This window comes from Vibrio sp. Vb1729, from assembly GCF_033338655.1.
GTDB lineage: Bacteria > Pseudomonadota > Gammaproteobacteria > Enterobacterales > Vibrionaceae > Vibrio > Vibrio alginolyticus.
In genome coordinates, this window is sequence record NZ_JAWOTB010000033.1 from 282,058 (window position 1) to 296,172 (window position 14,115).

General features: G+C 44.4%; 12 protein-coding genes. 7 read left to right on the forward strand and 5 right to left on the reverse strand.

Annotation, left to right across the window (positions count from 1 at the left end; all coding sequences use genetic code 11):
• Positions 1-110: 110 nt before the first annotated feature.
• From R7E29_RS15945 to R7E29_RS15955, 3 genes are all read left to right on the forward strand, one after another.
• Positions 111-641, forward strand: a complete 531-nt coding sequence (locus tag R7E29_RS15945; protein WP_005380387.1) for a hypothetical protein — start codon at positions 111-113, stop codon at positions 639-641.
• 191 nt (positions 642-832) lie between these two features.
• Positions 833-1,225, forward strand: a complete 393-nt coding sequence (locus R7E29_RS15950; RefSeq protein WP_017633769.1) for a DUF1353 domain-containing protein — start codon at positions 833-835, stop codon at positions 1,223-1,225.
• An 84-nt stretch (positions 1,226-1,309) separates the two neighbouring features.
• The gene (locus tag R7E29_RS15955) at positions 1,310-1,720 is read left to right on the forward strand and encodes a GNAT family N-acetyltransferase (RefSeq protein WP_017633770.1); all 411 of its coding nucleotides are present in this window, start codon (positions 1,310-1,312) and stop codon (positions 1,718-1,720) included.
• Positions 1,721-1,793: 73 nt separating this feature from the next.
• Here R7E29_RS15955 and R7E29_RS15960 read toward each other — a convergent pair whose 3' ends face one another.
• Together R7E29_RS15960 and fadE are read right to left on the reverse strand one after the other, a co-directional pair.
• Complete coding sequence (locus R7E29_RS15960; protein ID WP_005380390.1) at positions 1,794-3,569, reverse strand: SulP family inorganic anion transporter; 1,776 nt, start codon at positions 3,567-3,569, stop codon at positions 1,794-1,796.
• Positions 3,570-3,771: 202 nt separating this feature from the next.
• Positions 3,772-6,216, reverse strand: coding sequence for an acyl-CoA dehydrogenase FadE (gene fadE / locus R7E29_RS15965; RefSeq protein WP_054574853.1), 2,445 nt, complete (start codon positions 6,214-6,216; stop codon positions 3,772-3,774).
• A gap of 376 nt (positions 6,217-6,592) precedes the next feature.
• On the opposite strand from fadE, the gene lpcA reads away from it, so the two are divergent.
• Together lpcA and R7E29_RS15975 are read left to right on the forward strand one after the other, a co-directional pair.
• The gene (gene lpcA / locus R7E29_RS15970) at positions 6,593-7,168 is read left to right on the forward strand and encodes a D-sedoheptulose 7-phosphate isomerase (protein ID WP_005380392.1); all 576 of its coding nucleotides are present in this window, start codon (positions 6,593-6,595) and stop codon (positions 7,166-7,168) included.
• A gap of 50 nt (positions 7,169-7,218) precedes the next feature.
• Positions 7,219-8,064 (forward strand): class II glutamine amidotransferase, encoded by an 846-nt coding sequence (locus R7E29_RS15975; protein ID WP_005380394.1) that lies wholly within the window; start codon positions 7,219-7,221, stop codon positions 8,062-8,064.
• Positions 8,065-8,453: 389 nt separating this feature from the next.
• On the opposite strand, the gene purN is transcribed toward R7E29_RS15975, so the two are convergent.
• Together purN and purM are read right to left on the reverse strand one after the other, a co-directional pair.
• Positions 8,454-9,110, reverse strand: coding sequence for a phosphoribosylglycinamide formyltransferase (gene purN / locus R7E29_RS15980; protein ID WP_025768256.1), 657 nt, complete (start codon positions 9,108-9,110; stop codon positions 8,454-8,456).
• A 151-nt stretch (positions 9,111-9,261) separates the two neighbouring features.
• Positions 9,262-10,302 carry a phosphoribosylformylglycinamidine cyclo-ligase gene (gene purM / locus R7E29_RS15985; RefSeq protein ID WP_005389861.1) on the reverse strand — a complete coding sequence of 347 codons (1,041 nt, stop codon included), beginning with the start codon at positions 10,300-10,302 and terminating at the stop codon, positions 9,262-9,264.
• 179 nt (positions 10,303-10,481) lie between these two features.
• Here purM and upp point away from each other — a divergent pair, with 179 nt between their 5' ends.
• Positions 10,482-11,108 (forward strand): uracil phosphoribosyltransferase, encoded by a 627-nt coding sequence (upp, locus tag R7E29_RS15990; RefSeq protein WP_005380401.1) that lies wholly within the window; start codon positions 10,482-10,484, stop codon positions 11,106-11,108.
• Between the two features lie 116 nt (positions 11,109-11,224).
• On the opposite strand, the gene R7E29_RS15995 is transcribed toward upp, so the two are convergent.
• On the reverse strand, positions 11,225-12,478 hold the full coding sequence (locus R7E29_RS15995) for a uracil-xanthine permease family protein (RefSeq protein ID WP_005389855.1): 1,254 nt from the start codon (positions 12,476-12,478) through the stop codon (positions 11,225-11,227).
• A 365-nt stretch (positions 12,479-12,843) separates the two neighbouring features.
• Here R7E29_RS15995 and R7E29_RS16000 point away from each other — a divergent pair, with 365 nt between their 5' ends.
• Positions 12,844-14,052, forward strand: a complete 1,209-nt coding sequence (locus tag R7E29_RS16000; RefSeq protein ID WP_033907510.1) for a DUF2066 domain-containing protein — start codon at positions 12,844-12,846, stop codon at positions 14,050-14,052.
• Positions 14,053-14,115: the final 63 nt, after the last annotated feature.

Here is a 14,115-nt window from a genome sequence, read left to right on the forward strand (position 1 = left end):
AATATATGTTTGGGATTTTATATAAATAATATATCATTTTTACTTTCTAAATTGGTTGCATTTTTAATGTGACTAACTTTCAAAACAATCAATTAAAGATAAAAGAAATAATGAATAAAATTTTAGCTTTTTTTTGTGCAGTGATAATTGTAGGTTGTTCTTCTATTGATAATGGTGTTAATAATCCAGATTCGGGAAGTAATAATTTAAAATCACTTGATACCTTCACTTTCGATCCCTTAAGTAAAATCCAAAAAGTAGAAATACCAACTTATTATGATGGCTTGTTTGATACAGCAAGACCCTATTTAGATGAAAAGTACCCTTACACCTATGTCAGTAAACCTCAAGCATACATAATTGATGACGAGATTATTTCTTTTGCTCCTTGGTTTCCTGTCGAAGGAAGGTTTACGGTTTTTCCAACCGCTCACTATATAGTTATAACTCAAGAAACCGAGAGTGGCTTAGTCTCCGCACGATTTAATCATGAACAAGTAATTAAGCTGTTAAGTGAAGAGTATAAAATTACTGAGCATACAAGTCCGTTTTTTCATTATGTTCTAGAGGTTTCTCCAAGTGAACAAGCCAATTTTGTAGAAGATATCCATAAAAAATTGAGTAGACTTCCTTCAGAATAAGGATTGTTGGTTAAATTTTGGTCAATAAAGTCAGGGGTTCTGGCTTTATTGATTGCATGGAGTTCTATTTATATTGATTTGGGCTTTGTAATAGGTAGTACGCCATAATAACAAGAGCCGATCTTGTAGGGTTTCTGGATAAATATTCAGCTGTGCGTGATAAATAAGAATAAGTAAACGCGAGGTCTCTGATGAAATACAAAAAGCGTCAGAAGTATAAATACACTCTCCATTCTGAAGAAAAGATTGAGACTCACATTTCAGTGAGTAACGCGTATGACAGCCCTTTTCTTAGTTTGTCCAAACAAGGCGTGTTAACGATTAAAAAGGGCTATGCATGGGATGGAGCGAGTGGGCCAGCGTTAGACACAAAAAACATTATGAAAGCTTCTTTAGTGCATGATGCTCTTTACCAACTCATGAGGGAAGAGGTGTTGCCACAAAGTGCTCGAAAGCATGCGGATACGTTGTTGAGAGAAACATGTTTAGAAAAAGGAATGTCTAGCTTCAGAGCAACTTATATCTATTATGGCGTCAGAGTTGTCGGTGGCTTCTTTTCTAGACCTGATACTTTGTGTGCTTAATGGGAACATCTTTCCAACGTTTAACTGTTTATTTATACAGTTTAGTTATGTAAGCTCCAAGGTGATACAAAGGAGTAGTACATAATGACAATAAGATATGAAGAGCATGTGCCAAGCCCGAAAGAATACTGTGATATGCGTGTCAAAGCCGGGCTATCACCCAAATCGTTGAAAGCTGCTGAAATTGGTCTACCCAATTCGTTATATGGCGTATCTGTTCGGGATGAAGGAAAGCTCATTGCAATGGGTCGGGTTGTTGGTGACGGGGCGTGTAACTTCGAAATTGTCGACGTTGCCGTTGATTCTGATTATCAAGGCAACGGTTTAGGTAGAAAAGTCATGGAATACATCGACGGTTATCTTTCATCTGTTGCACTTGAAGGCTCTTACGTTTCTATGATTGCTGATGAACCGGTCTTTTACGAAAAGCTTGGTTATAGGCTGGTGGCTCCTAAAAGCCAAGGGATGACAAAAAAGTTTAAGCCAAAGGCGTAACACGTATTCAGCTGTGAAGATAAGCACTAGAAAACAGGAGTTTAATTTCCTGTTTTCTATATTAAATTTGTATTTAAGCCACTTCTGGAATTGGTTTGGGTGGCTGCTCTAAATCAGGCTCTTTTTGAACAGTAGGAATTTGTCCCTCACCCACAGCACTGATGTAACAGCCACTAAGTTTAATGGCAAGGTACATATCAGCTCGCAGTAAGATGCCTCCTTCACTGGTGCTGATACCAGTAAGCTCACACCATTGACGAAGACGTCGTTTCCTTCCAGCGAGGATTAAGCGTACGCCTCTCTTTTTCAAAGTATTGTGAATATCTGCCAGTGTTGCCATCACACTGAGATCCAAGTGAGTAAAGCTCGATACGGCGTCGATGACAACGCAACTTGCGTCTTTGTGATGCTCTGCCTGCTCTAACACTCTACGTTTAAAGTAAGGAGCATTGAAGTAAGTTAGCGGTGAGTTAAAGCGGTAAATCACCATTCCAGGAATAGGCGAAGCTTTTCCTGAGTCGTCGATGGTCCGAATGGTACCTTTTTCATCCAAGCCAAGTAGCTGATCACTCGGTCGCATGACAATCCGTAAAAATTGAAACAGCCCTAGCAATACCGCCAAAGTGATCCCCGGTATTACACCCACGATCAACACAGAAATAAAAGTAATGATGGCCAGATAAAATGCATCTTTGTCACGAGATTTTAATTTCCAAATTGCTTTAAGATCGAGCAGCGATAGGGACGCAATGATCAATACAACACCAAGTGAAGCGATAGGGATGAACTGCAAAGGCTCGTAAATAAATACCGCAATAATGGCAATGGTGATTGCGGCGACAATCGAAACTAATTGAGATTTACCGCCATTTGCATCATTGACGGCTGTGCGTGAGTCAGCGCCGCTTATTGCGAAACCTTGTGAAAACGCTGAGGCAATGTTGGCAAAACCCAACGCCTGAAACTCTTTATTTGCATCAATATCATAACCGTTTTTAGCCGCGAAACTGCGGGCGGTGAGCATCATGCTAACAAAACTGACAATCGCAAGGTTGAGCGCCGGGACTACTAGTTCACGAACTTCACCTAGCTCAAATTCCGGTGTTTGAAACTGAGGGAAGCCACCTTGAGTGAGTCCGACAACCGATACGCCCATCTCTTGTAAATGGAAAAACCAAACTGACGCAGTAGTTACGAGGATCGCCAGCATGGCAGCAGGCCAAGTTGGTCGGTAGCGTTTGGTGAGCAAATAAACGACAACCGTCACGATACTCAGAGTTACAGTAGGCCAATGAAGATCGGTTAATCGTTGTGGAGCTTCCCATAAACGTTCCAGTAAATAACGTTGCTCGTATTTCAAACCGACTACTTTCGCAAACTGACCAACGATAATTGTGAGAGCAACACCGTTGAGTAGACCCAAAAGAATCGGACGAGAAAGGAAATCTGCAAACACTCCTAGCTTGAAACGACTTGCCAGTACACACCAAATCCCCGTCATCGCTGTCATGGTCATAACCAACTGCCAATGTTTTGTGGGGTCACCTGCGGCAAGTGGTGTCACAACAGCAGCAATCACTGCACAGGTTGCTGCATCGGGTCCGACAATGAGTTGTCGAGATGTGCCCATCATGGCGTAAACCAACATTGGCAGTACACACGAATACAGACCGACAATTGCGGATACACCAGTTAACTGTGCATAAGCTATGGCAACTGGCAGTGCAACCGCGACAACAGAAAAGGCGGCTCTGAAGTCGTTAACAAACCATTCTTTTTGATAATGCTTAAGCTGAACAAGCCCTGGGAACCACTGTGCGAGTAATATTTTAGCCAACGGATTTACCATATATGTGAGTGAGTTACTTAAAGTATACACCGCTTAGTTGGAACGTCTGTGAGTTAGTTATCACTGGAAATCGGGGAAAAGATTGGAGTGCGAGGATTTTATTGCGCAGGGGGGCTTTGTAGTGTGAGGTGTTATGAATCCGATTCTGGAAGCAATAAAAAACGGGAGCTGATACTCCCGTTTGTGATCTCAGATTCTAGAGTTACGCGACACTATCCATCTGAGGGTATAGCGGCTTTGCGGCAAGCAGTTCCGGCTCAAAATCGTCAACGTTGATTGTATCTAGACGATGCTGTTCCGCTTCTCTGAGTAGATCGGCTTCTTCTTGCGTGATAAAGCCTTGCTCTAGCCCTTCCTGAGCAATCATATCCAAACGTAAGAATGGGCGACGCTTACCCTGCGCTTTACATACTTTGTCAAACACAGGCTCAGCTTGAAGAATGACTGATAGTGCAAGTTCAATCTTACCTGCTGCGTTGTGCTCGGTTGGTTCAAGGTATTGACCGCGACCAATGCGTGAGCGCGTTGCACTTGGCGTTTGTAGAATGCGCGCCACTTTACTGTCTAGTTTATCGCTTGGTGCTTTGCGTACGCGACCAAATGGCATGATTAATACGCGTAGCGCACGGCCAATTACTTTGTTCGGGAAGTTTGCTAAGAATTCATCTACTGCCACTTCAGTTTGCTTCAAGCTGTCTTGCAAGCCCCAATGTACTAATGGCAAATCTTCAACTGGACGGCCATCTTGCTCAAAACGTTTCAACGTCGCAGAGCTCAAATATAGCTGGCTTAGAATGTCACCAAGACGTGCTGATAGACGCTCTTTACGCTTCAAAGAGCCACCTAGCACTGCCATTGAGATATCCGATAGCAGAGCAAGGTTTGCACTGTAACGGTTCAATTGTTGGTAGTAACGCTTGGTTGCATCTTTGGTTGGTGATGAAGAGCCCAGACCGTCGCTCAAACCAAACCAGATACTGCGCACTAGGTTACTCATTGTAAAGCTCACGTGACCAGCAAGCGCTTTATCAAATTTCTCGACAGCATTACTTGCTTCAGAATACGCCGCGTTCATTTCTTCAAGAACGTACGGATGGCAACGGATTGCGCCTTGGCCAAAGATGATCATTGAGCGTGTTAGAATGTTAGCACCTTCAACCGTTACCGCGATTGGCGCACCTTGGTAACCACGAGCTAGGAAGTTAGAAGGTCCCATACAGATACCTTTACCGCCTACGATGTCCATTGCATCGATGATGCTTTGCTGGCCGCGGTGCGTACAGTGATACTTCACGATAGCTGAGATTACTGAAGGCTTTTCACCTAAGTCGATACCCGCAACGGTTAAGTTGCTTGCTGCATCCATCACGTAAGCATTACCACCCAAGCGTGCTAATGGTTCTTCAACCCCTTCCATATGGCCGATAGGCTGTTTGAACTGACGGCGAATACGTGAGTAAGCACCGGTTGCCATTGCCGCAGTTTTGATGCCACCTGTTGAGTTTGAAGGTAGCGTGATACCACGTCCAACCGACAGACACTCAACCAGCATACGCCAACCTTGGCCCGCCATTTTTTCGCCACCGATAATGAAATCGATAGGAACAAAGATGTCTTTACCGCGCGTTGGACCATTTTGGAATGGCACATTGAGTGGGAAGTGTCGGTTACCAATCTCAACACCTTTGACATCAGTTGGGATAAGCGCACAAGTGATGCCAAGATCTTCTTTGTCGCCTAGCAAACCTTCAGGGTCGCGAAGTTTAAATGCTAAGCCTAGTACGGTTGCGACTGGCGCTAGGGTGATGTAGCGCTTGTTCCAAGTCAGGCGCATACCCAGTACTTCTTTTCCTTCCCATTCGCCTTTACAGACCACACCGTAATCTGGAATAGATCCAGCGTCAGAACCCGCTTCTGGACTTGTTAGGGCGAAACAAGGGATTTCCTTACCTTCAGCTAGGCGCGGTAAGTAATGATTTTTCTGATCTTCAGTACCGTAGTGTTGCAGTAACTCACCAGGGCCTAAAGAGTTAGGAACACCAACGGTAGACGATAGAACGCCAGAAACACCCGTTAATTTTTGTAGTACCAAAGATTGCGCGTATGCTGAGAACTCAAGACCACCGTACTTTTTCTTAATGATCATGGCGAAGAACTTATGATCTTTCAGGTATTGCCAAACTTCTGGCGGTAAGTCCGCGAGTTCATGGGTCACTTGGAAATCACTCACCATGGCGCACACTTCATTCACAGGGCCGTCTAAAAAGGCTTGTTCTTCCGCACTTAACTTAGGTGCTTGAATTGCGTGTAGCTTTTGCCACTCTGGTTTGCCTTTAAATAGTTCGGCTTCCCACCAGACGGTACCTGCGTCTAACGCTTCTTTTTCGGTTTGAGACATAGCTGGCAGCACTTTCTTGAAAAGCACTAACGCTTTGCGGCTAATTAAAGACTGACGTACGCCAGGAACCGCGAGCACAGCTGCGGCGAGAACGTAAATCGCCCAACCAATAACGCCGACAGTACCAGCTACTGTAAGAGCCAGCATGGCTGCGGTGAGTAAGCTAATAGATTTCACGAGAGACATGCGGTGGTAGAGCGTAATGCCTAGCACGATCGCCATCGTGATGATTGAGAGCAAGATGTCCATATATATTTTCCTTTTCAGACTTTATAAGTTTTGTACGTCTGCATGTTAGGTAAGAGGTCTAACCAGTTGGTTTAAGTGTAATCAAAATATTAAGGAAATGTAAAACATAAGATTGGATAAAAAGTGATCTAAGTAGAGTTAAAATTCTAAAGTTGAGATTTGAGTGATGGTTTCATGAGCAAGTTGACAAGTTTATTACCATCACTAATCTAAATCTGTTGGTTCACTATCGACACTAATTCTCGTTTGTGGGTAAACTCAGAGTAATCAAACCCGAGTTCCGGTTTATGAAATGTCCGATACCAAATTGGTATCAGAACAATTTGCTCAGTGAGTCAAGAGCTGACTGAAGCCGAAATAATAAAGAGAACGTCTTATGTACCATGATCTGATTAGAAGTGAATTAAACGAAGCTGCTGAAGTGCTCAACAAATTTTTAAGCGATGACCATAACATTGCGCAAATCGAAGCAGCGGCGAAAATGATTGCTGACTCATTCAAGCAAGATGGTAAAGTATTGTCGTGTGGTAACGGTGGTTCTCACTGTGATTCAATGCACTTTGCCGAAGAGCTAACAGGCCGTTACCGAGAAAATCGTCCTGGCTATGCTGGTATTGCTATTTCAGATCCAAGCCACCTTTCTTGTGTGAGTAATGACTTTGGTTATGACTTCGTGTTTTCACGTTATGTAGAAGCGGTTGGTCGAAAAGGTGACGTACTGTTTGGTCTGTCGACTTCAGGTAACTCAGGTAACATCCTGAAAGCGATTGAAGCAGCACAAGCGAAAGGCATGAAGACGATTGCGCTAACAGGTAAAGATGGCGGCAAAATGGCAGGCCTTGCAGATATTGAAATCCGCGTGCCACACTTTGGTTATGCAGACCGCATTCAGGAAATTCATATTAAGATTATTCATATCATCATTCAGTTGATCGAAAAAGAGATGGAATAATCGTTTACGGCCACCGTTTCGAGCTGTGTTGTTAGGGAGTTTTTTAAACCATGTGTGAATTGCTCGGTATGAGCGCTAATGTTCCAACGGATATTTGTTTCAGTTTTACTGGGCTCATGCAGCGTGGAGGTCGAACCGGCCCACACCGTGACGGATGGGGGATCACCTTCTACGAAGGGAAGGGCTTTCGAACCTTCAAAGATCCCAAGCCAAGTTGTGAGTCTAAAATTGCAGAGTTGGTACAAAATTATCCCATCAAAAGTCGTGCGGTCGTTAGTCATATCCGACAGGCGAATCGTGGTGGTGTTAATTTAGAAAATACTCATCCCTTTACACGTGAGCTGTGGGGTAGGTATTGGACGTTTGCGCATAACGGTCAGCTCTCTGGCTATCAAGACTTGCATACAGGTCGACATCGACCTGTCGGTGAAACAGATAGTGAACTGGCATTTTGCTGGTTATTGAAGCAAATGGAAGATCGATATCCTGAGCCACCAAAGGATATGGAGTCGGTATTCTTATATGTTGCTAAATGTTGTGATGAGCTAAGAGAGAAGGGTGTATTTAACATGCTTCTGAGTGATGGTGAGTATGTAATGACGTATTGCACCAATCATTTGTATTGGATCACAAGACGCGCACCGTTTGGAAAAGCCGCGTTGCTTGATGAAGATGTGGAAATTAACTTCCAAGAAGAAACAACGCCACACGATATCGTTTCTGTGATCGCAACTCAACCTTTGACGGGCAACGAAGCTTGGCAGCGTATGAAACCTGGCGAATACGGCTTGTTTCACCTAGGTGAACTAGTCAAAAATAATGCCTCTGAACTGGTAAATGTGCCGTTTGCGGCGGCTAAGCCGGGCAATCAAGCGCCAACCGAACCGTTAGAGTGATGGTCTCTTACTCTGAATATAAAAATAAAGCTCGCTTAATCGCGAGCTTTATTTTTATGCGTTTTAAACCGAGGGCGGATACGGATGAGCATTCTTACTTTCTAGAGTGCTGGTAGTAGAGTCCTAGTCTCGCTAAGGCTTGCTGTAAAGACGTAACTGATAGAAATTTCTCATAAAACACCTCGTCAGTCTGAACGGTGAAGAACGAACCAGATTCAGAATCTACTTTCCGAGTGTTATGTTACTCAAGTGGTTATGGGATTTTTTAGAATGTTGGGTTTTAGGTTTCTAGTCTCACCATGGTTTTCTTGAATCAAGTTTATAAGTATTAAAACAACCAAGAGCAGCCCTCAGGCTGCTCTTTTGTGCTTGGAGTTTATTATTCAGGGCTACTCATCTGAGGCGTACCCATGTACGCCAAGCTCTGCGCCATCTAAATAGGCTTTACCATCCTTCATGATCAACCGCTCGTCTACCAGCCACTTAGCCACCATAGGGTAGATTCGGTGCTCCTGCGCCTGAACACGTGCCGCAAGTACACTAGCATCATCGTCTTCGAACACAGGAACTTTTGCTTGCAGTATGACAGGGCCACCATCAAGCTCTTCCGTTACAAAGTGCACACTCGTACCATGTTCTTTATCGCCAGCATCAATTGCTCTCTGGTGTGTGTGTAGCCCAGGATATTTTGGTAGAAGAGAAGGGTGGATATTGATCATCTTACCCATGTAATGAGAAACAAATGCGCTGCTCAGAATGCGCATGTAACCAGCAAGAATAATCACGTCTGGTTGGTATTCATCTATTTGACTCATTAGCTCTGCATCAAAGCTTTCACGCGAGCTGAATGCTTTAGGGTCGACAAAGTGACCGTCTACATCAAACTTTTTTGCACGTTCTAAACCAAAAGCATCTGCTTTGTTAGAGAACACGGCTGCCACTCGTGCGTTTGGCATGCTGTCTTCGCAAGCTTCCAAGATAGCTTGCAGGTTACTTCCGTTACCCGAGATGAGGACCACAAAGTTTTTTAGGGTATGGTTTTTCATGATGTCGAGAGCGCCTTGGTATTGTAGGTTGGAGTTATGTAGCTTCTAAACTACCTACTAATAGAATGGTTTTTAGTGTTCTAGATAGCAAAATGAGGACCTAGTCATCTAGTGTCCTCATTCTTCTTATCTTTTGAGCTCGATTTGCAAATTATTGGATTTCAACTTGCTCTTCGTTCGCGTCTGCTTGTGCGATTTGACCAATCACCCACGCGTTTTCGCCTTCTTCTTTAAGAAGAGCAACTGCTGCGTCTGCCTGGTCTTTCGGTAGTGCGACGATTAGACCTACACCACAGTTGAATGTGCGGTACATTTCGTGTGTGTCGACGTTGCCTTTCTCTTGTAGCCACTTGAAGATAACTGGCCATTCCCAACTGTTACCATCGATAACTGCTTTCGTGCCTTCAGGCAGTACGCGTGGGATGTTTTCCCAGAAACCACCACCAGTGATATGAGAAATCGCATGGATGTCGTGTTTCTCAATCATCTTAAGTGCTGACTTGATGTAAATTTTTGTTGGTTCTAGTAGGTGCTCACCAATAGTGCGGCCTGCTAGCTCTTCGCTCTTATCTGCACCAGATACTTCTAGGATCTTACGGATAAGGGAGTAACCGTTTGAGTGTGGGCCGCTTGAGCCAACAGCGATAAGTGCATCACCAGCAGCGACTTTCGTGCCGTCAATCACGTCTTCTTTTTCTACTACGCCAACACAGAAACCAGCTACGTCGTAGTCTTCGCCTTCATACATGCCAGGCATCTCCGCAGTTTCGCCACCAATTAGGGCACAACCTGCTTGAACACACCCTTCTGCGATACCTGAAACAACATCCGCTGCGGTATCAACGTCTAGTTTGCCTGTTGCGTAGTAATCTAGGAAAAACAGTGGCTCTGCGCCTTGCACGATAAGATCATTTACACACATTGCCACTAGGTCGATGCCAATCGTGTCGTGCTTGTTCATATCCAGTGCTAGGCGAAGTTTTGTGCCAACGCCATCAGTACCAGAAACCAGTACAGGTTGTTTGTATTTAGTTGGCAATTCGCATAGCGCGCCAAAACCACCGATACCACCCATAACTTCAGGGCGACGAGTACGTTTTACCGCACCCTTAATACGATCCACAAGCGCGTTGCCTGCATCAATATCTACACCAGCGTCTTTATAGCTAAGAGAAGAGTTGTTACCACTCACAGGGAAGTCCTCGGTATTAAGTTGGATATGAAAACGGCGCTATTCTAACAGTGCTTAAACATAGATAGCAAACGTTTGCGTCTGTTTTTTTCTTTAGTGATTTATCCTGATATCCCTGTGAAAATCATGTATAATCTGAAGGTTTGTTTAAATATTGCCAACTATAGCCGGAGATGGACATGAAAGTTGTTGAAGTAAAGCACCCTCTAGTAAAACATAAAATTGGTCTAATGAGAGAAGGTGACATCAGCACAAAACGTTTTCGTGAGTTAGCGACTGAGGTCGGTAGCCTACTTACTTACGAAGCAACGTCAGACTTTGAAACAGAAAAAGTGACCATTGATGGTTGGAACGGTCCGGTAGAAGTAGACCAGATTAAAGGTAAAAAAGTAACCGTAGTGCCAATCCTACGTGCAGGTCTAGGCATGATGGATGGAGTTCTTGAGCACATGCCAAGCGCACGTATCAGTGTTGTGGGTATTTACCGTGATGAAGAAACGCTTGAGCCAGTTCCTTACTTCAACAAGCTTGCTTCAAACATCGAGGAGCGTATTGCGCTTGTTGTTGACCCAATGCTTGCAACAGGTGGTTCTATGATTGCTACGATCGATCTCCTAAAAGAGAAAGGTTGTAACCAAATCAAAGTGCTGGTACTTGTTGCTGCACCAGAAGGTATTGAAGCGCTAGAAAAAGCACACCCAGATGTTGAGCTATACACTGCGGCAATCGATGAGAAGCTTAATGACAAAGGCTACATCGTTCCGGGTCTAGGCGATGCAGGTGATAAGATCTTCGGTACTAAGTAATTCTTTGATGTATTACTATGACTGAACAGAAAAAGGCTTGGTGAAAACCAAGCCTTTTTTGTATCTACAAGAGGAGAAGAGTAAGACACGCCAACTAATAAAGCGGCGCAAACGAACTATTTCGCGCTTTCTTCTTCCATTTGTGCGTTATCCACAACGTGGTTTTCACCTAAATCGTTTGGTAGCACAAGGTTAAGAATAATTGCCACGATACCGCATAGGCTCACACCTTGTAGACTGAACTCACCAATACCGAAAGCCATACCACCAATGCCAAACACAAGTGTTACGGCAACAATCACTAGGTTACGAGACTTATGTAAATCAACGTTATTCTTGATCAGTGTGTTGAGGCCTACCGTTGCGATGGAGCCGAACAGCAGAATCATGATGCCGCCCATAACAGGAACTGGAATCGTTTGAAGAACCGCACCTAGCTTACCTACCAATGCAAGTACGATTGCGGTGATTGCTGCCCAAGTCATGATCACAGGGTTAAATGCTTTGGTTAGCATTACCGCTCCTGTTACTTCACTGTAAGTGGTGTTTGGTGGAGCACCCACCATCGAAGCTGCGATAGTTGCCACCCCGTCACCTGCGATTGTGCGGTGAAGGCCTGGTTTTTTCAGGTAGTTTTTTCCTGTAACGTTTGAGATAGCAAGCATGTCACCTACGTGCTCAACCGCAGGTGCGATAGCGACAGGAATCATGAACAAAATTGCGTTGATATTGAACTCTGGCGCGGTGAAGTTTGGCATGGCTAGCCAAGCCGCTTGCTCTACGGGAGTGAAATCAACCACACCGTAGAATAGAGAAACAGAGTAACCAGCAAGAATACCACCAACAATAGGAACGAGCTTCAAAAAGCCTTTTGCAAAAACGCTGAGTACAATGGTTGTGAGCAGTGAGACCGCCGAGATAATGATCGCAGCATCACCATTAACTAGCTGTGCAGCTCCATCACCAGTTTTACCTACCGCCATGTTCACTGCCGTTGGGGCAAGGCCAAGGCCGATAACCATGATCACAGGGCCAACGACAACGGGCGGGAGAATTTTATGGATAAATCCAACACCACGCACTTTGATCATCGCCCCTAGAGCCACATAAACTAAGCCCGCTGCCATCAAGCCGCCCATCGTTGCACCGATACCCCAAGTTTGGATACCGAACATAATAGGAGCAATAAACGCAAAAGAAGAGGCAAGGAAGATGGGAACAGAACGTTTAGTCATTAACTGGAAGAGGAGAGTACCGACACCGGCACCAAAGAGGGCTACGTTTGGATCAAGGCCAGTTAGGAGCGGCACAAGCACCAAAGCACCAAAAGCGACAAAGAGCATTTGAGCGCCTTGTAACGCGTTTTTCATAATAATTCCCTATTTTCAAGATACGCAGACAAATCCGGCGAATACTATCATCCTGCAATCGTTTGCAATGTTGCATAGATCAAACTTTCGATTGAATTTTTCCCATAAATAGCACTTTTGAGAGTTGCTTGCTTGCAAATTGTCCTCTTTTACGTGTCTTGCGTGAAGATGAAAAATGGACAGCCTAACTTGTTGAGATAGCTTAATAAGCAATGAGTTTATTATAAAAAATAGCACTGAAGCGCTGGTTGAGGCCCGAGTTAACAAAGCTGGTCATAATACAGACAATTTACTCAGTACTTACCTTGCTCAAGATTTGATAGTTGCTTATTATTCGGGTTCTTGTTCAGAGGATTATAAAAACTATGCGCTATTTAGCTCTCTTACTGATAGGTTGGTTGTCCCTACCAGTATATGCATTAACTCAGGTGGATATCTATCGTGCCGAAGTGGTTATCGACAGTGAGCAGAACGACGGTGAGTCTTTGGCTCGTCAACAAGGTATGCAGGATGTGATTGTTCGAGCGACCGGTTCTCAATCCTCTTTAAGCAATCCAGTGATTAAAAAGGCACTTAGCTCAAGTGCGCGTTACATTTCTCAACTGAGCTATGGGCAGGTTGATGGAAAAGCGAGCTTAAAAATGTTGTTTAACAACGACCAAATCAGCTCTCTTTTAACACAAGCACAATTGCCATCTTGGTCGCCAAATCGTGCCAATATTTTAGTTTGGATGGTTGAAGAACAGGGTTACGATCGTAACATTGCGTGGGAGCATTCTGAATCTTCAAATGTTGCAGCACTTCGTAGCGCAGCGAAACTAAGAGGCCTACCAATCACTATCCCGGTTGGGGATTTTGATGATGTAACCGGTGTTAATGTCTCTGATCTTTGGGGCGGCTTTATTGAGCCAATTGGTCAAGCTAGCCAGCGCTACCCAGCTGACGCCGTTTTGGTTGTACGAGCTCAAGGTGAACAAATTCGTTGGACACTCTACGACCAGTCGCCAACGAGAATTGTAGAGGCGCAACGTTCTCCGCGTAGCGGGTCTGCATCAGGTGCTAATGCTATTGCAGAAATGGTGGATGGCATCGCAGACTACTATGCAAGTAAGAGTGCAGTTGTGGTTTCAGGAAAGTCTTCAAAAGCGCTAGCAGTGAAAGTCCTTAATGTAACCTCTGCCACGGACTTCTTCCGTTTAGAGAATGCGCTAAAACAACTTAATTCGGTTGCGGGTACAGAGATTAAGCGTGTTCAAGGGGACGAGTTAACGCTCAACATCCACCTTTTGGCATCACAACAAGCTTTTGAGAAAGAAGCTTCTTCTATTTCTCAATTAATGGTTTTTGAAGATCCTTTAGGTGAAGTTGATGCCCCAGCTTCAACTCAAGAAGAAGAGCCATTGGTTCAGAGTAATGAAGCAAAAGACGCCGCGACGCCAAAAGAAGCGCAGCCTGAAGTACCAGTAAATGTTGTGGCAGAAGCAAGTGACGAAACACAACCAACTCAGCCGATGATTGTGGAGCCTGTCCGAGAACAGTATGACTTGATCTACGAGTGGCGCTCGGCATCGTAATCTCCTTGGTAGCGTTCCAGGCGTGAAACGCAAGGATCAAACACCAATGTGGTAAGCATAAAA